Below are 24084 nucleotides of genomic sequence, written 5' to 3'. Positions count from 1 at the left end.
GCGCGTCTTAACGAACCCGGGGACCACCGAACGGCGGGGGCGGGGGCGGCCGGCGCGTGCCGCGGGGCAGCTGCGCCTGATAGGCACGGCCGCAATGCTCAACGCAATAGGGGAATCCGGGGTTCACCTGCTCGCCGCAGAAATGGAAATCCGGCTCGCCCGGATGCCCCATCGGCCAGCGGCAGATGCGGTCGTTGAGATCGAGCAGGCTAGTCTTGTCGGCAATCTCGGGGCTCGGCTTCGCGGGCACCAGGCGGCGCGGCGGCGCGGGCGGAATCGGCGCCTGCTGGTCGCCGGGCCCCTGACGGATGAAGCCGCCGGGGCCGATCGAAACGATGCGCGGCGCGTCGGGCTTCGGAGCGGCCTGCACGCCGTCTTCGTCCGGAGCGTTGGCTGCGGGCCGCTGGTCCGGCTTCGGCGCGGCCGGAGCCGGGCGCGGCTGGATGGGCGTGGCGGCGCGCGGCGCAGGGGCCGGCGTCACCGGTTTCGGCGCAGCGGGCGCCTTGGCGGGCTTCGCCACTTTCTCGGTCGCCTTGACGGGCGAGGGACGCGATTTCAGGCCTAGGCGGTGCGCCTTGCCGATCACGGCGTTGCGGCTGACCCCGCCGAGCTCGTCAGCGATCTGACTGGCGGTCAGGCCCTTTTCCCACATGTTGCGCAGGCTTTCGATGCGCTCGTCGGTCCATGACATCTTCTATATTCCTCATCATTCACGCAGCGGGCGGCTTCGGCGATCCCGAAAGGACCGGCACCGTCACTGCCCAGCTTGCGGTAAGATCGGGGAGGCGATAGGCGAGAACGCCATGAACGACCAGCCCCAAATTTCGCGCCCCGACTCGGCAAATAGCGCCGCGGCGCCGGCATTCGCCGAACCGGGCGTCCCGCACATCCGGGCACTGAACGTGCCGGGCCTGCAGGCCCTATATGTCAAGGAGGTGCGGCGCTTTTTCAAGGTCCAGCTCCAAACTATCTGGGCCCCGGCGATCACCACCCTCCTTTTTCTCGTCATTTTCACCGTCGCGCTCGGCGGAGCGGGCCGGACCGTCATTGGCGTGCCCTTTGCAGACTTCATCGCGCCAGGGCTGATCATGATGGCGATGCTGCAGAACAGCTTTGCCAATTCCAGCTTCTCGCTGCTCGTCGGCAAAATCCAGGGGACGATTGTCGACTATCTGATGCCGCCGCTCGGCGTCGGCGAGCTGATCATGGCGCTGATCGGCGCGGCGGTAACACGCGCCATCCTTGTGGGCTTTGCGCTCTGGCTCGCGATGCTGCTCTGGCCCGGCGTCCATGTCGGTCCCGACCATCTGTGGGCGGTGGCCTTGTTTGGCGTCCTCGGCGCGATGATGATGGGCTTCCTCGGCCTCATCACCTCGGTCTGGGCCGAGAAGTTCGACCACGCCGCCGCGGTGACCAATTTCGTCGTCACGCCGCTGGCGCTGCTTTCGGGCACTTTCTATTCGATCGACCGTCTCGCGCCCTGGTTTCAGACAGTCGCGCACGCGAACCCAGTCTATTACGCGATCATGGGCTTTCGTTATGGCTTTATCGGCACGGTTGACGCGACGATCGCAAACCCGGTGATGACTGCCGCGCTGTTCCTGATCGCGGTGAACGCGGTGCTGGGTGCGATCACCTATCGCCTGCTCGTTTCGGGATGGAAGCTGAAGGCTTAATGCCTGTGAATTGAGCGGACGCGGTAGCGGCCCTTCACCAGCCCGTCGAACATCGCATCGATCTGCGGATGGTCGACAGGACCATGCTCTGCATCGCTGACCAGATTCTGCTGGCTGACATAGGCGATATACGACGAATCGTCGTTCTCGGCCAGCAGGTGATAATAGGGCTGTTCCTTGGCCGGGCGGATTTCCTCGGGAATGGCTTCATACCATTCGTCGCTGTTCGCGAAGACGGGATCGACGTCGAACACCACGCCGCGAAAGTCGAACATGCGGTGCTTGACGATATCGCCCGGCGCGAAACGCGCGCGTTCGATCAGCGGTGCGTGACCGTGCGGCGGGACCGAATCCTGGAAATCTGAAGAGGCTTTTGACGTCATATCGTCAATCTATGGCTATTTACGCCTGTTTCAAGTCCGTTACATTGGCACCCGACCGCGGCAGGCCGAATCCGGACTGTGATGAAGGTTACAGATGCGTTGGCCTATCGGGCTAGCTTGCTCCTTGGGCCACCGCGCGACCGGATCGGGTTGCGGGCCGTCTTTGACCAAGGGGAGACGCATTCCATGACCGACGTACCACCCAACCTTGCCGGCCCGGCCTCGGGGATTGTCGAGCGCGCGAAGAATATCCTGCTGAAACCAAAGGAAACCTGGCCGGTCATTGCGGCCGAACCCGCGACGACGCAGTCGATCTACATTCCCTATGTCGTGCTGCTGGCCGCGATCGGCCCGCTGGCCAGCCTCATCGGCGGCCAGGTGTTCGGAATAACAGTATTCGGCGTGACCTATCATCCGCCGCTAGCGGGCGCGCTCGTGTCGGCGATTGTGTCTTACGGCCTGTCGCTAGCGACGATTTTCATTCTGGCGCTGGTGATCGACGGCATCGCTCCGAACTTCGGTGGCGAAAAAAATCAGGTGCAGGCGCTCAAGGTCGCGGCCTATTCAGCGACCGCAGGCTGGGTCGGCGGCATCTTCGGCATTCTGCCGGCCTTGGCCGTCATCGGCCTTCTGTTCGCGCTTTATGGGCTGTATCTTCTTTACCTCGGCCTGCCGGTGCTGATGAAAGTCCCGCAGGACAAGGCGCTCGTCTACACGGTCGTCGTCGTGGTCGTGTATATCGTGCTGTTCCTGATCGTCGGGGCAGTCATCGGCGCGCTTGCGGCGCCGTCGCTCGTCACCATCAGATAACGACGTTGCCCACCGCCTCGGCCGGGCGCCGGGGCGGTGACATAGGGGTCGAAATCAGAGAAAAATGGAGGAGAGTGAGGGATTCGAACCCTCGGTACCGTTGCCGGCACTTCGCATTTCGAGTGCGACGCTTTCGACCACTCAGCCAACTCTCCTCGCTGAGAGTGGACGCCCCTAGCGGCGGCTCGCGACACTTGCAACCCTCTCGTCACAAAATCGCAATCCGCCGCCGGGATTGATCGGCGATCAGGGTTTGTCGGCTTCCCACCAATAGGGCTGGCGCTTGCGATTGCCGGTATCGACCTCGTTCATCGTCAGCGGATCGTACAGCCGCCCGCCCAGCATCACGCGGTGGATCTTCTCGGTATTGCGGATGTCCTGCGTCGGATCGGCATCGAGAATCAGCATATCGGCGAGCTTGCCCGGCTCGAGCGAGCCGACATCCTTTGCATAGCCCAGCGAGGTGGCGGGCATGATCGTGGCGGCGCGCAGCGCGTCGATATTACTCCACCCGCCGCGCACGAACGACCAGATTTCCCAATGCGCGCCGAGGCCGGCCTGCTGGCCGTGCGCGCCGATGGAGACCATGCGGCCCGCGTCGGCAATTTTCTTTGCCTCGCGCGCCGAATCATCGTCGACATAATCGCCCTCGGGCGCAATCACGCGGCGCTTGTTGTTCGCCGCCAGTTCCGTCGGAGGCGCGTGGCGCGAGAGGATCGGCTGCTCCCAGACGTTGGTATGCGCGCGCCAATAGGGGTCGCCCGCGGGGCCGCCATAGGTGACGACGAGCGTCGGGGTGTAGTCGGTCTTGGTCTGACCCCAAAGCTGCACCAGATCCTTGTAGAAGGTGTGGAGCGGGATGTTGTGCTCGACGGTCGAATTGCCGTCCTGGATCAGGGTGACATCCATCGTGTAGAGCGAGCCGCCTTCGGGCACGACCTCCATGCCTTCGGCTTGCGCCGCCTTCACAACCATCTGGCGCTGCTCGCGCCGCGGCTGGTTATAGTTTTTGACGCTATGCGCGCCCTGTACCTTGAGGCGGCGGACGTGGGCGACGGCATCCTCATAGCTGTTGATCTCGGCGTAAATGCCCGCGGCCTTGGCACCATAGATGATCTCGCCGGTCGAGAAGATGCGCGGGGCGAGGATCAGGCCGGCGCGCTGCATCTCTGACGAAACGAAGATTTCGGACGCGCGCGAAGAGGGGTTGTGGCTCGTCGTCGTCCCCATGGCGAGATTTGCGATTTCCGACCAGTTCTGCTGCGGCACCAGTTCGTCGTCGCCATGCGGGCCGTGCGCGTGGGCATCGACAAAGCCGGGAACGATCGTCTTGCCCGCGGCATCGACTGTCACGGCGCCTGCGGGAACGGTGATCGCGCCCGCCGGACCCACTGCGGCAATACGGTCACCCTCGATGAGGATGGCGCCATTTTCGATCACCCCGCCGTCGGCGCCCGCCATCGTGACGATCTTCGCGCCGGTGATGACGACGGTGCCCTTATGCTTCGAGGCCGCCTGCGTCATCGCCAGGGAAATCCCTGACGTGGGCGGGCTGAACTTGGCGGGCTTGTCGTCGCCTGCGGGAGCATTGGCGAAAAAGCTGCCGAGATCGGCGCTGAACAGCGACGGGCCGCGCGTCCAGTGGAGGCGCTTGCCGCCGTCGGACCAATGGATGAAGTCGGCTCCGCTGCCACTGACCCGCGTCACCGGCATCGCGCCGCCGGAGGTCGACAGCGACACATCCTGCCCGCCCGGCATCAGCGGGGTGACATAAGCGTCGTAATTCTGGCGGAAGGCGAGGGTGCGGCCGTCGGGCGATACCTCATAGTCGCTCACCAGATCGCCGCTCGCGTGGACGCGCTTGTCCTGCCCGCTGAGATCGGTGCTGATCAGCTGGTTCTTGCCGTCCGACGCCGCCACCATGAAAATCCGGTCGTTCGCGGCGCCGAATTGCGGCTTGGCGCCATTGTCGCTGACGCGCTCCGCCGTCCCGCCGGTCGCGGCGATGCGATAGATGCCCGGATTGTCGCCAAAACGCTCGGACCGCAGTCCGCCGCCTGCGCGGCGCTCGAAGGCGATGATCCTGCCGTCGGGCGAGAAGCGGGGTTCGGCATAATGACCGGGCGCGGCGGTCACCTTCCGCGACGATCCGCCGCCCGCGCCGATAACATGGATCTCGCCCAGCCCCGCGTCGGTCCAGCGCACGAACACGATCGACTTGCCGTCGCGCGACCAGCTCGGCCAGAGTTCGAACGCATCGTCCTTCGCCGCCGTCAGCCGTCGCACCGCGCCGCCGGCGGCCGGTTTGGTCCAGAGCTTGCCCAATGTTTCGAAGACGATGGTGCGGCCGTCGGGCGACACCTCGGCCCAGCGTGGCATCTTCGTTTCGAACCGGTCGGGCGCGACCTCGACCGTCGGGTGGGTCGCGTCGATGATGACGCGGTCGTCGCTCACGCTGAACGGAATGACGCGCGCGTCGCCGCCCGCAGCTCCGACGCGGCGGAGCTTGCCGCCGGCCCAGAAGACGACATCCTTGCTATCGGGAGTCCAGCTCATGTTCGGATAGACGCCGGTGACCGCCCAGGTTTCCTGTACGTCCTGGTCGAGCGCGTCATACACCTTCTTTTCGGCGCCCGACGCCAGATCTTTCACATAGAGTTTCGACCCGCCCGCCTCGCGGCGGACATAAGCGAGCTTTCTGCCGTCGGGCGAGGGCGATGGGCGCACCGCGCCGCCCGCGCCCGCAGCGACAGTCGTGACATCGCCATCGTTCAGGTCGTAGCGTTCGATGTGGAACAAGTCGCCGTTGCTGTCCTGCGCATATTCGAAGATCGGCCCCGCGGTGACGTTGCGGGTGTAATAGACGCCCTTGCCGTCGGGCGCGAAGGTCGGCTCGCCAAGTTCCTTCTGATGCCGCTCATTCGGCTTCTTCACGAGTGGTACGCCCGCACCGCCCGAGACGTGATACATCCAGACCTCGCCAGTACCCAGCGAGCGCCCGGTGGTGAAATGCTTCTTGGCGACGATGAACTGGCCATCGGGGCTCCAGCTCGGCTGGTTGAGCAGGCGGAATTCTTCCTTGCTGAGCTGGCGCTTGTCGCTGCCGTCGCGGTTCATCAGCCAGATATTGTCGCCGCCGCCGCGATCGGAGACGAAGGCGATGCGCTTGCCGTCGGGCGAGAAGCGCGGCTGATGCTCATAGGCGAGACCCTCGGCGATGCGCGTCGGCGGGCCGCCCTCGATCAGCATGGTGTAGATGTCGCCGAGCAGGTCGAAGGCGATTGTGCGGCCGTCGGGCGCGACGTCGACGTTCATCCAGCTGCCCTCGTCGACCGCGATCGGCACCTTGTGCGTCGTCATGCCGGGCGGCGCGTTCACGTCCCATTTCTCGGGCTTTGTGTCGGCGGCGGGCGGCGCGGTTTGCGCCCAGACCGAGGTCGAACAGGCCAAAATCGCCGCGAGGGCGAAAGCGAAGCGCGCCATGAAATTATCCCCTGTTGAAATTATCCGCCGACCATATGGCGCAGGGGCGAACATGCAAGGACAGGTTTCGACGAAGGACTGGCACGGTCGACAGGCGGCTGCTAGCGCCGCGTACAGATAATGATCGGGGGAGGACGGATGTGCCGTTGACGGGAATAAGGGTGCTCGATTTCGGCCGCTATATCGCCGGCCCCTATTGCGCGGCGCTGCTCGGCGATTATGGCGCCGACGTCATTCGCATCGAGGCGCCCGGGGGCAACGACGATCGCTACACCGTACCCGTCGCAGATGACGGTTCAGGCGCGATGTTCATGCAGATGAACCGGGGCAAGCGCTGCCTGACATTGAAACCGGGCAGTCCCGAAGGCCGCGAGATCGTGCGACGGCTCGTCGAAACCGCCGATGTCGTCGTCGCCAACCTGCCGCACGAGGCGCTCGTTAAGCTCGGCCTCGACTATGACAGCCTGTCGGCGATCAATCCGCGCATCATTCTGGCGACCGCGTCGGCCTTCGGCAGCGAGGGGCCGCTGGCGAAGAATGTTGGTTTCGATGCAGTCGGTCAGGCGATGTCGGGATCGGTGCATCTGACCGGCACGCCCGACCAGCCTTATCGCGCACAGGTCAATTTCGTCGACTTCGGGACCGCGCTGCACACGGCGTTCGGCGTCATGGTCGCGCTGCGCGAGCGCGAGACGACGGGCAACGGGCAATGCGTCTCGGGATCGCTGCTGGGCACCGCGCTTGCGATGACGAACTCGCTCACGATCGATTACGCGCTGAACGGTATCGAACGCCAGCCAATCGGCAACCGCAGCTTTAGCTCCGGCCCCACCGATATTTTCCGCACCCGCGATGGCTGGATCGTCACGCAGATCGTCGGCGGTGGCATTTTCGCGCGCTGGGCGGAGCTGGTGGGCCGACCCGGATTGGTCGATGATCCGCGCTACGCCAGCGACATATTGCGCGGCGACAATGGCGAGGAGCTCAGCGTCATCATGCAGCAATGGTGCATCGACCGCACCAGCGCCGACGCCATCGCCGAACTCGGCGCTGCCCGCGTGCCCGCAGCGCCGGTGCTGCGATCGAGCGAGGCGCTGGATCAGCCCCAAGTCGCGGCCATGGGTCTGGTCGAGCCGGTCACCTACCCCGGCGCGGGCCAAGACATCCCCCTCATCCGAGCACCCATTACCCTGTCCGCCAGCGCGAAACGAATTGCGGCGCAGGCACCGCAGCTGGGCGAACATAGCGCTGCGATCCTCGCCGAAATTGGTTACAGCGCCGACGCGATTTCGGCTTTGCGCGCCCAAAGGATTATTTGAGCGGCGACTGCTGGACGGCGTCGCGCCAGGTGATTAAATACCGGTCAGTACAAAATCTAGCGCAGGAGTCGCCCATGACCGACCAGACCGAATATGTGCCGCCCAAAATCTGGACCTGGGACAAGGAGAGCGGCGGGCGCTTTGCGAACATCAACCGCCCGATCGCTGGCCCGACGCATGACAAGGAGCTACCGGTCGGCAAGCATCCGCTCCAGCTCTATTCGCTCGGCACCCCCAATGGCGTGAAGGTCACCGTGCTGCTCGAGGAGCTGCTCGCGGCGGGGCATAACGGCGCAGAATATGACGCCTGGCTCATCAAGATCGGCGACGGCGACCAGTTTTCGAGCGGCTATGTCGCCGCCAATCCGAACAGCAAGATCCCGGTCCTCGTCGACCGCAGCGGCCCCGAGCCGATCCGCGTGTTCGAATCGGGCGCGATCCTGATCCATCTTGCCGAAAAGTTCGGCGCCTTCTTGCCCACCGAGACCGCGAAGCGCGCGGAGACGCTGTCGTGGCTGACGTGGCAGATGGGCAGCGCGCCGTTCCTCGGTGGCGGTTTCGGCCATTTCTATGCCTATGCACCGACGAAGCAGGAATATCCGATCAACCGCTACGCGATGGAAGTGAAGCGCCAGCTCGACGTGCTCGACCGGCGCCTGGCCGAGAGCGAATATATCGCGGGCACCGACTATACGATCGCCGACATGGCGATCTGGCCCTGGTACGGCGCGCTGGTCAAAGGGCTCGTTTATGACGCCGGCGAGTTTTTGCAGGTCCAGGAGTATAAGAATGTCATCCGCTGGACCGATCAGATCGCCGAGCGCCCCGCAGTAAAACGCGGCCGGATGGTCAATCGCGTAATGGGCGATCCCGCGAGTCAGCTTCACGAGCGTCACGACGCGTCGGATTTCGACCTGCGCACGCAGGACAAGCTCGCGGCCGAAGAGCCTGCCGAATAATCGCATTTTCGCCATCGGGTCGTCGCCGCGCGATTAACGCGGCGGTGACGACTTCGCTTTTTCGACGTTTTGCCGCACTTTCCCGTTCGCAAATTATGTAAATTCATTGTCGCGAGACTGCGACGTCACCTTCATCGCCGCCGCGCCATGGTGCGACGCATGAAGGGTTCCATTTTTCTTGCGCGGCTCTGCCGCAACGAGCGCGCCGCCGCCATCGTCGAGATGGCGCTCGTGCTGCCGCTCTTCCTCGCGCTCGCCATGGGCATATTGGTCTATGGCCAATATTTCATGCTGGCGCATGCGGTACAACAGTCGGCGAACGACGGCGCACGCGCGGCGATCGTCGGGCTCGACCCCGCCGAGCGGCGCGCTATCGCTGCGCGTGCAGTCGACCGCAGCATGGCGAGCATCGACGGCTTTTCGCCCGCGACGCGCGCGGTTGCGGTGTCGGAAACCAGCGAAGCTGTGACCGTTGCGGTCGCCTACACCGTTCCGGAAGTCAGCTTCCTCCGATCGTCGTTCGTCCCGTCGCCCGGCAATATCATCCGCGCGCGTGCGACTTTCGAACTGCCGGTGGATTGATCATGAAACTGACCCGTTTCTTTCGGACCCTCCGGCGCGACTGCCGCGCGAGCATCAGCATCGCCTCGGCCGCCGCCTTGACCATGCTCATTGGCTCGGCCGCGCTTGCGGTCGATCTCGGCTCGCATTATCTCGACCGCCGCAAGCTTCAGGGTATCGCCGATGCCGCAGCGCTCGCGGCAGCAGCGCGTCCGGGTGGAGAACGCGCCGCGGCCGAACGGATCATCGCCGCGAACTGCGATTGCGGTATCCGCATTGCTGCGCTGACGCCCGGCACCTACACGCCCGATCCAGGCATCCAGGCCGAACAGCGCTTCACCCCCGGTGGTGCGTCGCCCAACGCCGTTCGTATCCGCCTGACGCGCGACCGCCCGCTCTATTTCGGCAGCTTCCTGACCGGGCGCGATGAAAGCGTCATCGGCGCGTCGGCGACCGGAGCGCGGCGTGGCTATGCCGCCTTTTCGCTGGGCTCGCGCGTGGCGGCGGTGCACGGCGGCGTTCCCAACGCGGTGCTGTCGGCGCTGACCGGAAGTCAGGTCAATCTGTCGGTCATGGATTATAATGCGCTCGCGAACGCCGACATCGACCTGCTCGCCTTCTCCGATGCGCTCCGCGCCGAACTCGATGCCGACGTGCTGACCTTTGGCCAGACGCTCGATGCGCGGGCGACGCTGCCGCAAGTCCTGTCGGCGCTGGCAAAGTCCAGCGACGGCGACGCCGCGCGCGCGATCGGCAAATTGGCGGCAAGCGCCGTTCCGACCGGGCTGTTCCCATCGCGCGCAATCGATCTCGGCCCGCGTTCGTCAGGCATTCGCGTCGATGAGGCCAATCCGGTGAACGTCAATGCCCTCAGCCTCGTGCGTTCGATGCTTCTGCTTGCCAACGCGAACCGACAGGTCGATCTGTCGGTCGCTGCGGGATTGCCCGGCGGAACGGCCGTCAACGTTGCACTCCTGATCGGTGAGTCGCCGGCGCATTCGCCGCTGATCGCGATCACCGACAACAATCAGGTGGTCGTCCGCACCGCGCAGGTCCGGATCAAGCTGGACGCCAAGGTCGCGACGCCGCTCGCCACCGTCGAAATCCCGGTGTTCGCCGAACTTGGTTCGGCGGCGGCGCGCATCACCGACATCGATTGCGCGAATATTGGCAGCACCGCGGTGGCGCTGGGCGTCACGACCTCTCCCGCCACGCTCGCAATCGGCAAGGTCGGCAACGGCGATTTCCAGGACATGCAGCGAAAGGTCGATCCCGGGCCGGCCAAGCTCCTCAAGCTGCCCCTCGCCAATGTCGAGGGCAAGGCAGAGCTGGTTCTGTCCGATCTCAATGAAAAGCCCGCCCCCTTCTCCCGCGCCGACATCGATGCGGGCAGGGTCAGGACGGTCGAGAGCACCGGACTGGTAGCGGGCGCCGCCAAATCGCTCGCCGACCGGATCGACCTCAAGGTCAATGTCCTCGGCCGCGGAATCAACGCGAATTCGCTGTCGTCTCTCGTCGGCGCGACCGTCAGCGCTGCGGCCCCGGTGCTCGACGGGCTGCTCCAGAGCATCACCGGCACGCTCGGCGTCCATATCGGCGAGGCCGACGCCCGCGTAAATGCCCTGCGCTGCGGCAAGGCCAAGCTGGTCTGACGCCGGATCGATGCCGGAACGGATCGACATTCCGGCCACCGCTTGCCGCGGCCTGCAAATAAGGGAGGAGAGGCAATAGAGGAGGCAGGGGTGGCAAGTGCGCAGGAGCCGCAGCGCGTGTCGGCGGCGGAATTCATCAGGGGCTTCGCAAGCTGGCGCTTGCAGGCGGCGCGCAAGCCCGTTGTCGTAACGCATCATGGCAGGGACGCACATGTGCTGATCTCGCTCGACGACTATCGGCGGCTGGACGGCGGCGGCTGCGGGCAGGATCAAGTGCAAGCCTCGCTCCCCAGCGTGTTCGAGGCGACACGCGACGGCGTGATCATCGTCGATCGGGCCTTGCGGATCGCGACGCTCAATCCGGCAGCGAGCGATATGATCGAATGTGCGGCCGCCGATGTTTCTGGAAAGCCTCTCGCCGATACGATTCCCGGCCTACGCGGGAGCGTCCTGCTCAGCCACATCAACCGGATGATCGATTATCGCGAACGCTTTTCGGGCGAGGTCCCGGGTCTGCTTCGGCCGCGGCATTGGACGCGCGTCGACCTGGTGCCGTTGCCGGTCGGCGGCGCGATCATGTTGCGCGATATCAGCTCGGTGATGGAAGGCATGGCGAGCAACGACATCCATCGCGCGCTTGCGGTCGCGATCGAGGCGCAAGGCAGCGTGGGGCGGGCTTGCATTTCGGTGCGCGAAGCCATCGAGGATGCCAATGACGCGCTGACGGCAATGGTCGGGGTCGATGCCGCAGCGATCCGAAGGGTTCGCTTTTCCGCGCTGCTTGCGGTCGCATACCGTCAGGGCTTTGCCGAAGCCTTGGAGGAGGTGTTCCGCTCCGGCGAACCGGCGCGCATCGCGTCGATGCTGGTAACCCGCGAAGGCGCCGCCATTCCTGTGATGCTGTCGATCGCGGAGCGCCGCAGCGCCTATGCCAGCGACGGCGCGGTCATCGTCCTGACCCGCGCCTAGCCTTTTCGCCGCACCGCTCGCGCCTCTCCCCGCATGGACCCGTCGCCATTGGCGCGATAGCTCCGCGCATCGTCATTTTCCCGGTTGACCCGCTGGACAAGCCACGGCGGTCGGCGCAGTCTCGCTGCAATGGTTGCGGTTCGCAACTTACCTTTACGTAAACGTGAGCGCCTTCTATAAAGGCGCCAGTGCCCTTGGGAGAATCGCAATGGATATGGAATTCAGCCCGGAAGATATCGCCTTCCAGACAGAAGTGCGCGAGTTCATCGCCGAGAATTATCCCGCCGAGCTTCGCGGGAAGCAGGATGAGGGCGAAGAGCTCAGCAAAGAAGATTTCCTCGCATGGCACAAGGTGCTCTACAAGAAGGGCTGGGTCGCGCCCGCTTGGCCGGTCGAATATGGCGGCACCGGCTGGACCCCGACACAGCGGTTCATCTGGTCCGAAGAGACCGCACGCGCCGACTGCATCCGCCTGATGCCCTTCGGCCTCGCGATGGTCGGCCCGGTGATCTACACCTTCGGCACGCCCGAACAGAAGGCCTATTTCCTGCCGCGCATCCTGTCGGGCGAGGATTGGTGGTGCCAAGGCTATTCGGAACCCGGCTCGGGTTCGGACCTTGCCTCGCTCCGCACGACGGCGGTTCCCGACGGCGACGACTATATCGTCAACGGCCAGAAGACGTGGACGACGATGGCGCAATATGCCGACTGGGGCTTCTTCCTCGTCCGTACGGACAAGGAGGCCAAGCAGCAGGAAGGCATCAGCTTCCTCCTGATCGACATGAAGTCGCCCGGCATCACCGTGCGCCCGATCATCACGCTGGGCGGGGAGCATGAGGTGAATGAGGTGTGGCTGGAGGATGTCCGCGTGCCGCAGTCGCAGCGCGTCTATGAGGAGAACAAAGGCTGGACCTGCGCCAAGTTCCTGCTGGCGCACGAACGCACCGGCATTGCCGGCGTCGCCGCATCGAAGCGCGGGGTCGAAAAGGTCAAGTCGATCGCCCGTACCGAACTCGACGGCGACAAGCCGCTGCTTCAAAATCCCTTCTTCAAGCGCAAGATCGCCGAACTCGAGGTCGACCTGACCGCGCTCGAATTCACCGAGTTGCGCAGCCTTGCCGGCGCCAATGCGGGCAAGGGGCCTGGCCCCGAATCGAGCCTGCTCAAGATCAAGGGCTCGGAAATCCAGCAGCGACTGACCGAGCTGACGCTCGAAGCCGTCGGCCATTATGGCGCGCCCTATTTTCGCGGCTTCGGCGAAGGCGATAACGAGCATCCGATCGGTCCCGATTACGCACATCGCGCTGCGCCGACCTATTTCAACATGCGCAAGACGACGATTTACGGGGGATCGAACGAGATTCAGCGCAACATCATCGCAAAGATGGTGCTCGGCCTCTGATCCAATAATCCGCGTCATTCCGGCGAAGGCCGGAATCTCGGCCTCGCGGCCTTGAGACCCCGGCCTTCGCCGGGGTGACGGTGAAGCTAGGGAATATAAACAATGGATTTCACCTACACCGAAACGCAGGACATGATCCGCGACACGCTGTCGCGCTTTCTGGCCGACACCTATGATTTCGACACGCGCCAGAAGTTCATCAACAGCGACGCGGGTCGCGACCCAGCGATCTGGACCGCCCTTGCGCAGGAACTCGGCATGCTCGGCGCGGCTTTCGCCGAAGAGCATGGCGGCCTCGGCGGCGGCGCGCTGGAAAATGCGATCGTCATGGAAGAACTGGGCAAGGTGCTCGGTATCGAGCCTTATCTCCCCACCGTTGTCATCGCCGGCGGCGCGCTGAAAGCGGTCGGCGGCGCGCAAGCCGAGAAGTTCATCCCCGAAATCATCGCCGGCAACGTCATCGTCGCCTTCGCCTATGCCGAGCCGCAGGGTCGTTACGACCTCGCCAATCTTCGCACGACCGCGAAGAAGGACGGCGCGGGCTATGTGCTGAACGGTCACAAGGGCGTCGTCTATGCCGCGCCGTGGGCAACGCACCTGCTCGTCACCGCGCGCACCGGTGGCGGCCAGCGCGACGCGGACGGTGTTTCGCTGTTCCTGATCGACGCCAATCTTCCCGGCATCGTCCGCCGCGACTATCCCACGGTCGACGGCAGCCGCGCGTCGGAAATTTACTTCGAGAATGTCACGATCCCCGCCGACGCTTTGCTTGGCGGCGAAGGCGCGGCGCTGCCCCTGATCGAACAGATCGTCGATGAAGCCACCGTCGCGGTCTGCGCCGAGGCGACCGGCGTGATGCAAAAGCTGCACGATGGTACGCTGGAATATACGCAGCAGCGCAAGCAGTTCGGCGTTCCGATCGCCAAATTTCAGGTCCTTCAGCACCGCATGGTCGACATGTTCATGGAGGTGGAGCAGGCGCGGTCGATGACGATTATGGGCACGCTGAAGCTGGGCCTGCCGGCAAACGAGCGTAAGGCGGCGGTATCGGCGGCGAAGAACAAGGTTGCGCGCGGCGCGAAGTTCGTCGGCCAGAATGCGATCCAGACCCACGGGGGCATCGGCATCACGCAGGAGCTGGCAATCGGCCATTATTTCAAGCGCGCAACGATGATCGAAAGCCAGTTCGGCAACGCCGACTATCACCTCGACCGCTTCGAGCAGATCACGCTCGCGGAATGATCGGCAAGCCGTCGGCGTCGCCGTTCAGTACGCGACGTCGATGGCGAGCCGAAGCGTACGGGGCCGCAGCGGGGTCAGGAACCCCCCGTTGCCCTCGACAAACGGGGTGCCGAGCGAGAAGCGGTTGCCGCGCGAATCGAACAGATTGGTGAGGGTAAGCGACAGACCGCGCCGCTCGCTCCCGACGCGCATCGCGAGGCCCGTGTCGATATAGTCGCCTTGGCGCTCGCCGAGCACCGGCCCGATGCCGAGCCGCGAGGGTCCGATATAATTGGCCCAGCCGTTCGCGCGGAAATCCTGATCGCCGATGACGGTCGCATAGGTGATCGACCCGCGCACGGCGTGACTCGCAACATTGGGAATGCGGCCGAGGCGCGCGGGGGCGGTGGCGAATACCGCGAGGATCTGCGGCGAGAGATCGTCGACGCGGCTGTGGTTGTATACGGCGCCCAGATCGAACGTCAGTTTTGATGTCGGCCGGACCGCAATCGCGCCCGACAGGCTGGTGATGCGGCCATCGCCGATATTGGTGGTGGTCGGAAAACCGTTCCCGTCGATGAAGTCGGCCTGGATATTCCGCCAGCGGCTGTGCGAGATCGAGAGGCTGGCGTCGAGCAGGTTGCGCCCTCGGTCCCCGAAGCGCACCCCGGCCTCCCAGGTACGGACCTGATCGTTGAGAAATCGCCGCACGAAATCGCCATCGACAGCCAAGCCGCCGGGGCGGAACCCTTCCTGATAGCGTGCATAGAGCCGGACCGTATCGAACGGCGTCGCGAGCAGGGAAAAGGAGGGAAGAAGGTCGGTTTCGGTGCGCGATGCCGTCGTTGCTCGGTTTGCCTGCGCCAACGCGAACGACACGCCCTCGGCTTCACCTCCCAGCTTGGCATGCGACAGGCGAAGTCCGCCCGAGGCGGTCAGATCGGGGATCAGTTCGACGGTGGCTTCGGCATAGCCGGTGAATTCGGTGATCCGGTTTGATACGCCGGGCAGGGTCGCGCGAAGCGGTCCATAGGCATATTGGCGGTTCTGCCGCGCGCGATTGTCGATGAAGCTCGCGCCGATAACCCAGCCCAACCCATCATGATAAGGGCGTGACAGGCGGCTTTCGCTGACGAACATGCGCGTCGCGTTGCGCTGGTCGAGCACCCGGGGCACGTCGCCCATGGGAACAATCTGAATCGGTGCGAACAGGCGGGCCACATCGACCGTGCCGAGCGCGCCGCCATTCCCCTCCTCACCGCCCGTCTGATGGGCGGGCAGGCTGGCGTCGAACCGCTCGAACAAGCGATGATCGACATAGGCATTGGACGACTGAAAATGCAGGTCGTCCCAATCTTTCATGACGACAAGCGTACCCATCGCGTAGCGCGCGGACGAATTCTGTTCGACCATCGAACTGCGCGTCAACGGCGACGCATCCTTGTCGGCATATTGCGCGTCTTCGGCGGTTATCGCTTGATAGACGCCGCCGATGTCGATGGTCCAATCATTGCCGGGGTCAAGCCGCAAGGTGCCGCGGCCGCCGCGGACGTGAACGCGATTCACGTCTTTCTGCCCCCGGAGCGGATTATCGATATAGCCGCCATCGGAGATCATATAGCCGACGAGCCGCAGCGCATGCGCTTCGCCCACCGGCAGGTTCGCGATCGCCGCGATGTCGCCACCGGGATCGCCATGCTGGGTCAGCGAAAAGCCCGCGATCGCCTGTACTCTCTGCCTGCCGGGCTCGGGGGCCTTGGGAACCGTCCGGATGATCCCGCCGAGCGAACCCGCGCCGTACAACGTCCCCTGCGGTCCCTCGAGAATCTCGACGCTATCGATGTCGTAGAGGCGAAGGTCCGGGTCTGGCGCGTTGTAGCTCAGCCGGACATCGCCGAGATACTGACCGACCGTAGCTTGGGTCGGCCCGGTAAAGCTGGAATCGGCGATGCCACGGATGAACAGCTTGTTGCGCCCCGAGCCAAGATGGGTCGAAGACACGGTCGCCATGCGCGACAGGATGGATTCCGTTCCGCGCTCGCCGCCGAAAGCCAGATCCTCGCCGCTGAGCTGCGTCGCCACGCCCGCAAAGCGCGAGTAGGGCAGGTCGGTCTTCGTGGCGGTAACGATAATCTCGTCGCTCGCCGCGGCGACATGATCCCGATCGAGATCAGGCTTTGGCCGCGGCGCGAGCCGCGGCGGCGCAGGCCGGCGCACCATGCGAGGTGGCGCAGGACGGCTCTCGATCCGCCAGCTCGTCGCGCTGACGCGAACCGCGCGCGCGTCGGTTCCCGACAGCAAGCGCTTGATCGCCGCCTCTATGCTCATGCGGCCACGCACCGGCTTGACATCTATCTGCCAAAGGCGCCCATCGACGACGCTGATGCTGACCCCGGCTTGACGGCTGAGCTGAGGCAGGCTGGCGGAAAGCGCTCCTCGCGGAACGTCGAAGCTGCGCTCCTCGGCCGCCATCGCCTGCGCAGGCAAGGCCAGCAGCGCGAGCGCCAGTGCAGGGGAGAACCGCCCCGCCATGCCTAACGCGTCAGCACCCAGCCATCGCCGCGCCGTTCGGCCTTTGTGCCCGACAAGGCAGCCAGATCGGCGACGGTGCGCGCGAGATCCTTGTCGATGATCAGTGCGCCGCGGAATGAGGATAACGCGGCCTCCGGCGCTATGTCGATCTCAATCCCCGCCGTGCGCTTCAGATCCTCGGCGACCACCGAAAGCGGCGCGCCGTTATAGACCAGGAGACCCGAACGCCAGCCGCCGACATTGGCTACATCGATGGCGCGCACTTCCGGCACCTTGCTGTCGCCGTCGCGTGCATCGATCGCCTGTCCGGCGACAACCCGGACCTTTTCGCGACCGGGATTGTAGAGCACGACGCCTTCGGACACCGCGACCGACGTCTGGCGATCGCGGCGTACGACGTTGAAGGCAGTACCCAGGTCAACGATACGCGCGCCGCCCGCCTCGACAACGAACGGATCGTCATCGTGGTGGACGATATGGAACATCGCCTCGCCAGATTTCAGTCGAGCAAAACGCGGACGCTCTTCATCGAGCGTTAAGACCGACGCCCCGTTGATCTCGATCTTGGATCCATCGGAAAGAGCAACCGTGCGATGCTCGCCCGCCATCGTCTCGATGCGGTTCGGATCGCCAAAGAGGCCGATGTTGGGAAGTGTGATCGCGGCTACCAGTGCCGCCGCGATCGCTCCACCGAACCACATCCGGCGCGACGGGCGCCGAGGTTGTTCGGGATAGATCACGACCGATGGCTCGGCCTCGCGCGGCAAATTCTCAAGATCCTCGTCGAGCATTGCGAGCGCGTCGTAGATCTCTGCGTGTCCGGTATCCTCGGCAAGCCAGTCGGCAAAGCCGTCCCAATCGTCAAATGCCGGATCGCGCTGGCGGATGACCCAGTCGATCGCCCGCGCTTCGGCTGCCGTTTTCGCCTCCTCATGCATCGAACTGTCTCCGTGCGGCGGCGATGGCCGCATAGACCTTGCGCAGATCGGCCTCGACCGTGCTGAGACTGATCCCCAGCTCTCCGGCGATTTCACGCTGCGGAACACCGTCCATACGAAACCGGCGGAAGATGCGTGCGGGACGCTCGCCGGTGGCTACGATGGCCTGTTCGATCAGCGCGAGCTGCTCGCGCGAAATCAGCGCCCGCTCGGCCGAGGGGTCTCCTGCACTGTTCGCGTCCGTCCAAGCTTGATCGCGCAATTCGCTTTGGCGCGCCGAGCGATAGCGGTCGAGCATCAGATTGTTTGCGGCGCGCATTGCATAGGACAGCGGATCGGCGATCGGGCCGGCGCGGCGTTCGGTCAGGCGCATCCACAAATCCTGGAACAGATCCTCAGCGGCATCCCCCGCGCCGCGCACCTGCAGAAAACGCACGATGCGCGTCCGGTTGGCGAGCAATACGCCCTCGATGCCCTGCAGAGCGTCGGTCCGGTCATTCGCCTCGGTCATCGATTGCTTGCTTTGGAACGCCATATTCTTTTGGCGCGCGAGCCAATGTCGCACGCCATTCGGCCCCCCGATGACGCCGCCATATAGCGGCAAGCGGCGCCCATGCAACCGCAGGGCGCCGCTTCCGCCCGATGCAGGCGGGCGAGTGTCTGAAAAGTTGAACGCCTGTCGCTGCATCTGCTTCTTTCATATCGAGCCTTGGCAAGGGGGAAGCGGGGGTAGGGAGGGTGCTTCCCCCTTGCTGCGGGCCAGCCGAGGGGGCTAGAGGCCGACCCGCAGGCTCGCACGGAACGCCCAGCCGATGTGGCTTTGCTGTTCTTCCGCAGACACTTCGCCGCCGACCTGGAAGGCCGAATTACCGACGATGCCGCGGAGACGGCCGACCCAGCCGCTCGTGCGATCCTCTGGAGTAAGGGTGAAGGGCGTGCCGTCCTTGAAGGACGCTGTCGTCGTGCCCAGCGTGCCGCTGACGATCTGGCGGCGGCCGCCCTCAAGCTCGAAGCGGGTCCAACCGTCATATTGGTCGGCGCCGCCGAATTCGAGGCCGACGGTCATCGTCCCCGTTACCGACAATTCGTCGCTGTCGCGGCCGAGCACCTTCAGGTCGAGCGCGTCGCCGCCGCCCGTCTCCTGATAACCGTCTTCCTTGAGCTTGAAATAATCCACCGCGACCGCCGGACGCAGCGTAAGGCCGCCGACCCGAGCGTCCTTCGCGAGCGAACCGGATGCCGACCACAAGGTCGCGTCCCACTTGCCCCTCATCGTCTTTTCGATCCTCTCGGCGCCCGTACCGGCGACGAAGACGCGCGAGCCCTTCATACTGATCGGCGCGCCCGAGACCCGGGCGCTCGCGAGCCAGCCGTTCGAGGCGAGGCGCCAGTGCAGCGCACCTTCGAACTGGCTGGAGGTCACTTCGCTCTCGTTGCTGCTGTTTCCGTCCTTGCCGCTGAGGAAGGCGACCGATGCGCCGAAGCTGCCGACGTTCGACTTGATTTCGCCGCCGAGCGAGAGGCCCCAGCCGCTGACGTCATAACCTGCCGTGTTGCCAATGCCTTTCGACGTGCCCCAAACGGCCTGGTTGACCCAATAGCCCCACTTGCCCTCATCCTGGTAGGGCGCAGTCGGATCCTGAAGCGAGCGCGACAGGGCCCGCGAACCAGACGTGACGGTTTCGAAAACGCCGCCCTCATGCTCGGGGAGCATCTGGCTCAGCTGATTGCGGAACTGGTCGCCGTCGGTGATGCCCAGGAACACATCCTCGATCTTCTGATCGGCCGAGACCGCGTCGATCACCGCATTGAAGGCACCGCCTTCGGAGCGATTGAGACCAAGGTCCGCGACGCTCTTGCGCGTCACGTTGACAGTCAGTTGGTTGGCGGTGGAGCTGAGCGTGCCATTGTAGAGGAACGGCAGCAGCGTCGAGGAAGCGGTCAGATTGCTGGCGCCGGTGATCGAGCCCGCGGTCAGGACCACATGCGATCCCTCGGCGTTCTCGATGTTGCGCAGACGAAGAACCAGCCGCGAGTCCGCGCCAAAGCTGGCGTTGCCGCTGACGTTGAGAGCGGTTCCTTCCGCACCCCGATCAAGCATGACCGATACCGCCCCGCGGTTGCTCACCGCCAACGACGTGATCGCCGCTGCCCCGCCGATCTCGAAGGTCCCGCCATCGACCGAGACCGCCAGGCCCTGCGAATTGGCCAGCCGGCCGGCAAAGCGCGACGATCCGCCGATGGTCAGCGTGTCGCTGCCGCCGCCGAAATCGGCGGTGCCGGTGAAGACCGACGTCCCCACCAGCGCCATCATGTCGTTCCCGCCGCCGAAGCGTGCATTGCCCGTGTAGACGGCATCGCCCGACAGCAACAGGCGGTTGTTGCCGCCGCCGAAATAGCTGTTCCCGCGAACCGTGCCGTCGGCGATGTCGAAGATGTCGTTGCCGCCGCCGAGCCGGATATCGCCGACGATGCTCGGCGCGGCGATCCCGGCCGCCACGGCGGTCTGCCGGATGGTCGTGCCATTGCCGTTGGCGGACAGGTCGATCGCGACATTACGATCCGACGACGCAAGCGCGCCGGTGGCGCTGATCGTCCCCGCGTTTTCGATTCCTCCGACATTGCCGGAAAGATCGACGATGGCGCGGGCGGTGCCATTGTCGCCGCCGGCGCGGGCCGAGATCGTTCCGCTATTGCGGATCAGGGCGACGTTGCCGCCGGCCTCGATCAGAACACCGGTCGTGATCGCCGCCGCGGCGTTGCCGCCCGATGCCTCGACCCGGCCGGCCACGCGTAGTTCCGGTGCCGACGTGCCGCCGCCGACGCGGATCGCGGTCGCCGATGCCCCGTTGGACAGGGCCGCCACGGTACCGCCGATGCTGACACCGCCGGCGATGGAGACATTGCGCCCCATTCCGCCGATCTGAATCGCCGTCGCGTCGCGACCGGCATAGAGCCCGTTGCCGGTGACCGTACCATCCACGATCAGCCCGAAACCGGTGCCCGTCCCGGAAATCGGGCCGACCGCGATATCCTGCGTCGAAGAACCGATGCGCAGCGCGGGAGCCGAGCCGAACGAGCGGATGGCACCCGAACCTTCGCGATCGTCCGGAATTCCGTCGCGATCCTCATCATTGTCATCAGCGCGGCTGTCACGGGGCGGGACGGCGACGATGATGCCCCCGGTCACGTTGCCCTCGATCGACACAGCCGGGCCACCAAGCAGCAAATCGTCCGCATCGAGCCGATCGGGGTTCGACGGAACGGTCGTATAGCGATACCCCGTGGCCGTCAGCGTACCCTGCAGGACTACCGCGCCATTCACATTTCCGGCGAGCCGCGCGGCGGTGGCGTTCTGCCCCGTGGCGGTGATCGTCCCGGCGAGGCGAACATTGCCGGTGACGTCCTGAAGCCCGACGCCGAGCGCATTGTCGCCCAAGACCGTCGTCGTTCCGTCATTGGTGAAATTCCCGGTCAGCGCGCCGCCCAGGCGAATGCCCGCCGAGTTATTTCCCTCGATCGTGATCGTTCCGCTGTTGACGATATTACCCGTGAAGGCGCCGCCGGTCGCGATGCCGGTGCGGTTGCTGCCGATCGCGAAGGCACCGTCGATATCGCCGTCGTTGTCGATATCGGTCGGCGCATAGCTTTCGTCGATCACGATCCGGCCGCCGGCGGCATTGGTGATGCCGCCGCTCGTACCCGCATTCGCAAAAATCCCGGTCGCACCGTCGCGATTGACGATTTCGATCGCACCTTCGTTGGTAACGCGATTGTTGCTGTCCACCGTAACGGCCGTACCGGTGGTCGGGCGCACGGACCCAGCCGAGGTGATCCGGATGTCGTCGGGCGCGCCCGAACGGATCGTCGAGGTCCGGACGGGGGCAGTCGTCGCCGTGGTGATGGTGGTTTGGGCATGGACGGGCGTGGTGATGATCGCGGCCAAGCAGGTGGAGGCCAGCAAAGTCTTGCGCATGAAATTCCCTCTTTTGATCGTAACCCGGGCGGGGGGCTCCGGGGTTGATCACAAGACGGAGACGCTTTGGCGACGCCTTGAAAAAATCTGGGCCGCGAAATTTTCAGCGCAAGAAACGGGGCGTGGCAGCGAGGCGATCCAGCTACTGGCAGGGCATCGGACAACCGTCGAAAGGATTCCTCATGCTTTTGGCCAATCGCGCGGCCATGCTGGACCAGACCGCACTCGCGCAGAACATGGAAGAGAAGGGATGGCACATCCTGCCGCGGTTGCTGGGCCGCGACGAGTGCGCTGCGCTCCGATCGGCTTACGGCGACGATGCGCGCTATCGCAGCACGGTGGTCATGCAACGGCACGGCTTCGGCCGCGGCGAGTACCGCTATTTCCGCCATCCCTTGCCCGACCCGATCGCGGCATTGCGCGCGGCCTTCTATCCGCCGCTCGCCGTGCTCGCGAACCAATGGGCCGCGAAGCTGGGTCCGCCGACGCCATATCCGGCCGAGCATGCCACTTTTCTTGCCCAATGTGCCCTGGCGGGGCAGTCGCGGCCGACGCCTCTGATCCTCCGGTACGGCGCAGGCGACTATAATTGCCTCCACCAGGATCTGTACGGCGCGGTGCATTTCCCCCTTCAAGTCGCGATTCTGCTCTCCCAGCCGGGGACGGATTTCGAGGGCGGCGAGTTCGTCATCAGCGAACAACGCCCGCGGATGCAGTCTCGGCCGCATGTCATACCGCTGCAACAGGGCGACGCCCTGATCTTTGCCGTCAATCAAGCCCCGCGTACCGGAACGCGCGGCACCTATCGCGTTAAGCTGCGCCATGGCGTCAGCGAAATTCGGCGAGGCGAGCGCTTCACCTTGGGGATCATCTTTCACGACGCGGCTTGATGTGGCGGACAGGGTGGGATTCGAACCCACGGTGAGCTTGCACCCACGGCGGTTTTCAAGACCGCTGCCTTAAACCACTCGGCCACCTGTCCGCGCGCGCCGCCATAGCGCGCCGCGCCAAGTCGGCAAGCGAAACCTGCCCGACTCGGTCCATCGCGCATAAGACTCAGCCTATCCCGCGACGTGCCAAGCAGGGGGTGGCCAAGCCGCGTGCATCTGTGTCAGACAATCCCTATGGGTGGGACGATGACACGCGCTAGCACTTTCAGAATCGGACGTCTTTTCGGATTGGCCGGTATCGTCCTGTCGGCGTGGACGATGGCAGCCTCGGTGCCGCTCCACGCGCAAAGCGGCGACGCGGGCTTCGACGCCTATGTCCAGTCGCTGTGGCCCAAGGCACAGGCGCGCGGCGTTACGCGCGCGACGTTCGATCGGGTGACGGCCGGGCTTCGCTACAATCAACGCGTGGTCGCGCTCGACCGGGACAATCTGGGCGCACCGCCAAGCAACGACACGCCGATCCCCAATTTCGCGCCGTATAAGGCCAAGCATGTCGACGCCGCGCGCATTGGCGGTGGCCGCCGCGTCCACGACCGGTTGCTGCCGCTGCTGTCCCGCATAGAGCAACGCACCGGGGTGCCGACGAGCATCATGATCGCTATCTACGGTCATGAAACCGCCTATGGTCAAGTGACCGGAAGCTTCGATCTTCCGGAGGCGCTGGTAACGCTCGCCTATGAAGGGCGCCGCCGCAGCCTGTTCGAGCCCGAATTTCTCGCGACGCTCGAGATGGTCCAGAAGGGTGTACCGCGCGACGTACTGAAGGGCAGCTGGGCGGGCGCGTTCGGCTATCCGCAATTCCTGCCATCGGTCTATCTCGACGTTGCCGAGGATGGCGACGGCGACGGCGTGGCGCGCATCTGGTCGAGCGAGGCCGATGCGATCGAATCTATTGGCGCCTATCTGCGCCGCGCCGGCTGGCGTGCGGGGCAGCCGTGGGGGGTCGCGGTCCAAGTGCCCGCGGGATATAATCGCACCGCGATGGCAAGCCGCCTGCAGCCGACCCGCTGCCCACGCGTCTTTGCGCGGTACAGCCGCTGGCGGAGCATGGCAGAATGGCGCGCCGACGGCTTCCAGACCCTCGGCGGCCGCTGGCCTGATGGACAGGTGCAGGCGACGCTGCTCGAACCCGACGGCCCCGGAAAGACCGCTTATTTGCTGACCGGTAACTATCGTGCGATATTGGACTATAATTGTTCCAATTTTTACGCACTGTCTGTGGGGTTGCTGGCGGATGAAATCGATCGTTAGGG

18 protein-coding genes and 2 tRNA genes are annotated in these 24084 nt (G+C 64.8%); 11 read left to right on the top strand and 9 right to left on the bottom strand.

Going from position 1 to position 24084, the window contains the following annotated elements; genetic code table 11:
- Nucleotides 1–7: 7 nt before the first annotated feature.
- Nucleotides 8–691, bottom strand: coding sequence for a GcrA family cell cycle regulator (locus tag ATE67_RS05105; RefSeq protein ID WP_058815538.1), 684 nt, complete (start codon nucleotides 689–691; stop codon nucleotides 8–10).
- 112 nt (nucleotides 692–803) lie between these two features.
- On the opposite strand from ATE67_RS05105, the gene ATE67_RS05100 reads away from it, so the two are divergent.
- Nucleotides 804–1676, top strand: a complete 873-nt coding sequence (locus ATE67_RS05100) for an ABC transporter permease (protein WP_058815537.1) — start codon at nucleotides 804–806, stop codon at nucleotides 1674–1676.
- Here the strand turns inward: ATE67_RS05100 and hspQ are convergent.
- On the bottom strand, nucleotides 1673–2059 hold the full coding sequence (gene hspQ / locus ATE67_RS05095; RefSeq protein WP_058815536.1) for a heat shock protein HspQ: 387 nt from the start codon (nucleotides 2057–2059) through the stop codon (nucleotides 1673–1675). The two genes, ATE67_RS05100 and hspQ, sit on opposite strands and share 4 nt — an antisense overlap.
- Before the next feature lie 186 nt (nucleotides 2060–2245).
- Between hspQ and ATE67_RS05090 the strand changes: the two genes are divergently transcribed.
- Nucleotides 2246–2869 carry a Yip1 family protein gene (locus ATE67_RS05090; protein ID WP_058815535.1) on the top strand — a complete coding sequence of 208 codons (624 nt, stop codon included), beginning with the start codon at nucleotides 2246–2248 and terminating at the stop codon, nucleotides 2867–2869.
- Nucleotides 2870–2934: 65 nt separating this feature from the next.
- Here the strand turns inward: ATE67_RS05090 and ATE67_RS05085 are convergent.
- Both ATE67_RS05085 and ATE67_RS05080 read right to left on the bottom strand, forming a co-directional pair.
- Nucleotides 2935–3024, bottom strand: a tRNA-Ser gene (locus tag ATE67_RS05085).
- Between the two features lie 91 nt (nucleotides 3025–3115).
- A complete protein-coding gene (locus ATE67_RS05080) occupies nucleotides 3116–6352 on the bottom strand; it encodes an amidohydrolase family protein (protein WP_058815534.1) in 3237 nt (1078 codons plus the stop codon).
- 140 nt (nucleotides 6353–6492) lie between these two features.
- Between ATE67_RS05080 and ATE67_RS05075 the strand changes: the two genes are divergently transcribed.
- The 7 genes from ATE67_RS05075 to ATE67_RS05045 all read left to right on the top strand — a co-directional run bounded on the left by ATE67_RS05075 (nucleotide 6493) and on the right by ATE67_RS05045 (nucleotide 14456).
- Nucleotides 6493–7671, top strand: coding sequence for a CaiB/BaiF CoA transferase family protein (locus ATE67_RS05075; RefSeq protein WP_058815533.1), 1179 nt, complete (start codon nucleotides 6493–6495; stop codon nucleotides 7669–7671).
- 74 nt (nucleotides 7672–7745) lie between these two features.
- A complete protein-coding gene (gene yghU / locus ATE67_RS05070) occupies nucleotides 7746–8630 on the top strand; it encodes a glutathione-dependent disulfide-bond oxidoreductase (RefSeq protein WP_058815532.1) in 885 nt (294 codons plus the stop codon).
- A 159-nt stretch (nucleotides 8631–8789) separates the two neighbouring features.
- Nucleotides 8790–9212 (top strand): TadE/TadG family type IV pilus assembly protein, encoded by a 423-nt coding sequence (locus tag ATE67_RS05065; RefSeq protein ID WP_231728053.1) that lies wholly within the window; start codon nucleotides 8790–8792, stop codon nucleotides 9210–9212.
- 2 nt (nucleotides 9213–9214) lie between these two features.
- Nucleotides 9215–10843 carry a TadG family pilus assembly protein gene (locus tag ATE67_RS05060; protein ID WP_058815530.1) on the top strand — a complete coding sequence of 543 codons (1629 nt, stop codon included), beginning with the start codon at nucleotides 9215–9217 and terminating at the stop codon, nucleotides 10841–10843.
- A gap of 90 nt (nucleotides 10844–10933) precedes the next feature.
- Complete coding sequence (locus ATE67_RS05055; RefSeq protein ID WP_058815529.1) at nucleotides 10934–11812, top strand: PAS domain-containing protein; 879 nt, start codon at nucleotides 10934–10936, stop codon at nucleotides 11810–11812.
- A gap of 208 nt (nucleotides 11813–12020) precedes the next feature.
- Nucleotides 12021–13214, top strand: coding sequence for an acyl-CoA dehydrogenase family protein (locus ATE67_RS05050; protein WP_058815528.1), 1194 nt, complete (start codon nucleotides 12021–12023; stop codon nucleotides 13212–13214).
- Between the two features lie 102 nt (nucleotides 13215–13316).
- Complete coding sequence (locus tag ATE67_RS05045; protein WP_058815527.1) at nucleotides 13317–14456, top strand: acyl-CoA dehydrogenase family protein; 1140 nt, start codon at nucleotides 13317–13319, stop codon at nucleotides 14454–14456.
- Between the two features lie 24 nt (nucleotides 14457–14480).
- Here the strand turns inward: ATE67_RS05045 and ATE67_RS05040 are convergent, their stop codons facing one another.
- The 4 genes from ATE67_RS05040 to ATE67_RS05025 form a co-directional block, all read right to left on the bottom strand.
- A complete protein-coding gene (locus tag ATE67_RS05040; RefSeq protein ID WP_058815526.1) occupies nucleotides 14481–16967 on the bottom strand; it encodes a TonB-dependent receptor in 2487 nt (828 codons plus the stop codon).
- A 2-nt stretch (nucleotides 16968–16969) separates the two neighbouring features.
- Nucleotides 16970–17905 carry a FecR family protein gene (locus tag ATE67_RS05035; protein WP_058815525.1) on the bottom strand — a complete coding sequence of 312 codons (936 nt, stop codon included), beginning with the start codon at nucleotides 17903–17905 and terminating at the stop codon, nucleotides 16970–16972.
- On the bottom strand, nucleotides 17898–18416 hold the full coding sequence (locus ATE67_RS05030) for an RNA polymerase sigma factor (RefSeq protein WP_058815852.1): 519 nt from the start codon (nucleotides 18414–18416) through the stop codon (nucleotides 17898–17900). Before ATE67_RS05030 ends, ATE67_RS05035 begins: the two co-directional genes overlap by 8 nt.
- 261 nt (nucleotides 18417–18677) lie before the next feature.
- Nucleotides 18678–21881, bottom strand: a complete 3204-nt coding sequence (locus tag ATE67_RS05025) for an autotransporter domain-containing protein (RefSeq protein WP_058815524.1) — start codon at nucleotides 21879–21881, stop codon at nucleotides 18678–18680.
- A 182-nt stretch (nucleotides 21882–22063) separates the two neighbouring features.
- Here ATE67_RS05025 and ATE67_RS05020 point away from each other — a divergent pair, with 182 nt between their 5' ends.
- Nucleotides 22064–22771 (top strand): 2OG-Fe(II) oxygenase, encoded by a 708-nt coding sequence (locus ATE67_RS05020; protein ID WP_058815523.1) that lies wholly within the window; start codon nucleotides 22064–22066, stop codon nucleotides 22769–22771.
- 2 nt (nucleotides 22772–22773) lie between these two features.
- On the opposite strand, the gene ATE67_RS05015 is transcribed toward ATE67_RS05020, so the two are convergent.
- Nucleotides 22774–22863 (bottom strand) — tRNA-Ser (locus ATE67_RS05015).
- A 154-nt stretch (nucleotides 22864–23017) separates the two neighbouring features.
- Between ATE67_RS05015 and ATE67_RS05010 the strand changes: the two genes are divergently transcribed.
- Nucleotides 23018–24082, top strand: a complete 1065-nt coding sequence (locus ATE67_RS05010) for a lytic murein transglycosylase (RefSeq protein WP_058815851.1) — start codon at nucleotides 23018–23020, stop codon at nucleotides 24080–24082.
- Nucleotides 24083–24084 lie beyond the last annotated feature (2 nt).

The organism is Sphingopyxis sp. H050 (assembly GCF_001468265.1).
Lineage (GTDB): Bacteria > Pseudomonadota > Alphaproteobacteria > Sphingomonadales > Sphingomonadaceae > Sphingopyxis.
The sequence above is the reverse complement of the archived record's forward strand: the minus strand, read 5'-3'. Positions and strand labels throughout refer to the sequence as shown.

Coding starts and splice junctions, on each gene's coding strand:
- ATE67_RS05105 (WP_058815538.1), bottom strand. CDS start 691: ATGTCATGGACCGACGAGCGCATCGAAAGCCTGCGCAACATGTGGGAA.
- ATE67_RS05100 (WP_058815537.1), top strand. CDS start 804: ATGAACGACCAGCCCCAAATTTCGCGCCCCGACTCGGCAAATAGCGCC.
- hspQ (WP_058815536.1), bottom strand. CDS start 2,059: ATGACGTCAAAAGCCTCTTCAGATTTCCAGGATTCGGTCCCGCCGCAC.
- ATE67_RS05090 (WP_058815535.1), top strand. CDS start 2,246: ATGACCGACGTACCACCCAACCTTGCCGGCCCGGCCTCGGGGATTGTC.
- ATE67_RS05080 (WP_058815534.1), bottom strand. CDS start 6,352: ATGGCGCGCTTCGCTTTCGCCCTCGCGGCGATTTTGGCCTGTTCGACC.
- yghU (WP_058815532.1), top strand. CDS start 7,746: ATGACCGACCAGACCGAATATGTGCCGCCCAAAATCTGGACCTGGGAC.
- ATE67_RS05065 (WP_231728053.1), top strand. CDS start 8,790: ATGAAGGGTTCCATTTTTCTTGCGCGGCTCTGCCGCAACGAGCGCGCC.
- ATE67_RS05060 (WP_058815530.1), top strand. CDS start 9,215: ATGAAACTGACCCGTTTCTTTCGGACCCTCCGGCGCGACTGCCGCGCG.
- ATE67_RS05050 (WP_058815528.1), top strand. CDS start 12,021: ATGGATATGGAATTCAGCCCGGAAGATATCGCCTTCCAGACAGAAGTG.
- ATE67_RS05045 (WP_058815527.1), top strand. CDS start 13,317: ATGGATTTCACCTACACCGAAACGCAGGACATGATCCGCGACACGCTG.
- ATE67_RS05040 (WP_058815526.1), bottom strand. CDS start 16,967: ATGGCGGGGCGGTTCTCCCCTGCACTGGCGCTCGCGCTGCTGGCCTTG.
- ATE67_RS05035 (WP_058815525.1), bottom strand. CDS start 17,905: ATGCATGAGGAGGCGAAAACGGCAGCCGAAGCGCGGGCGATCGACTGG.
- ATE67_RS05030 (WP_058815852.1), bottom strand. CDS start 18,416: ATGACCGAGGCGAATGACCGGACCGACGCTCTGCAGGGCATCGAGGGC.
- ATE67_RS05025 (WP_058815524.1), bottom strand. CDS start 21,881: ATGCGCAAGACTTTGCTGGCCTCCACCTGCTTGGCCGCGATCATCACC.
- ATE67_RS05020 (WP_058815523.1), top strand. CDS start 22,064: ATGCTTTTGGCCAATCGCGCGGCCATGCTGGACCAGACCGCACTCGCG.
- ATE67_RS05010 (WP_058815851.1), top strand. CDS start 23,018: ATGACACGCGCTAGCACTTTCAGAATCGGACGTCTTTTCGGATTGGCC.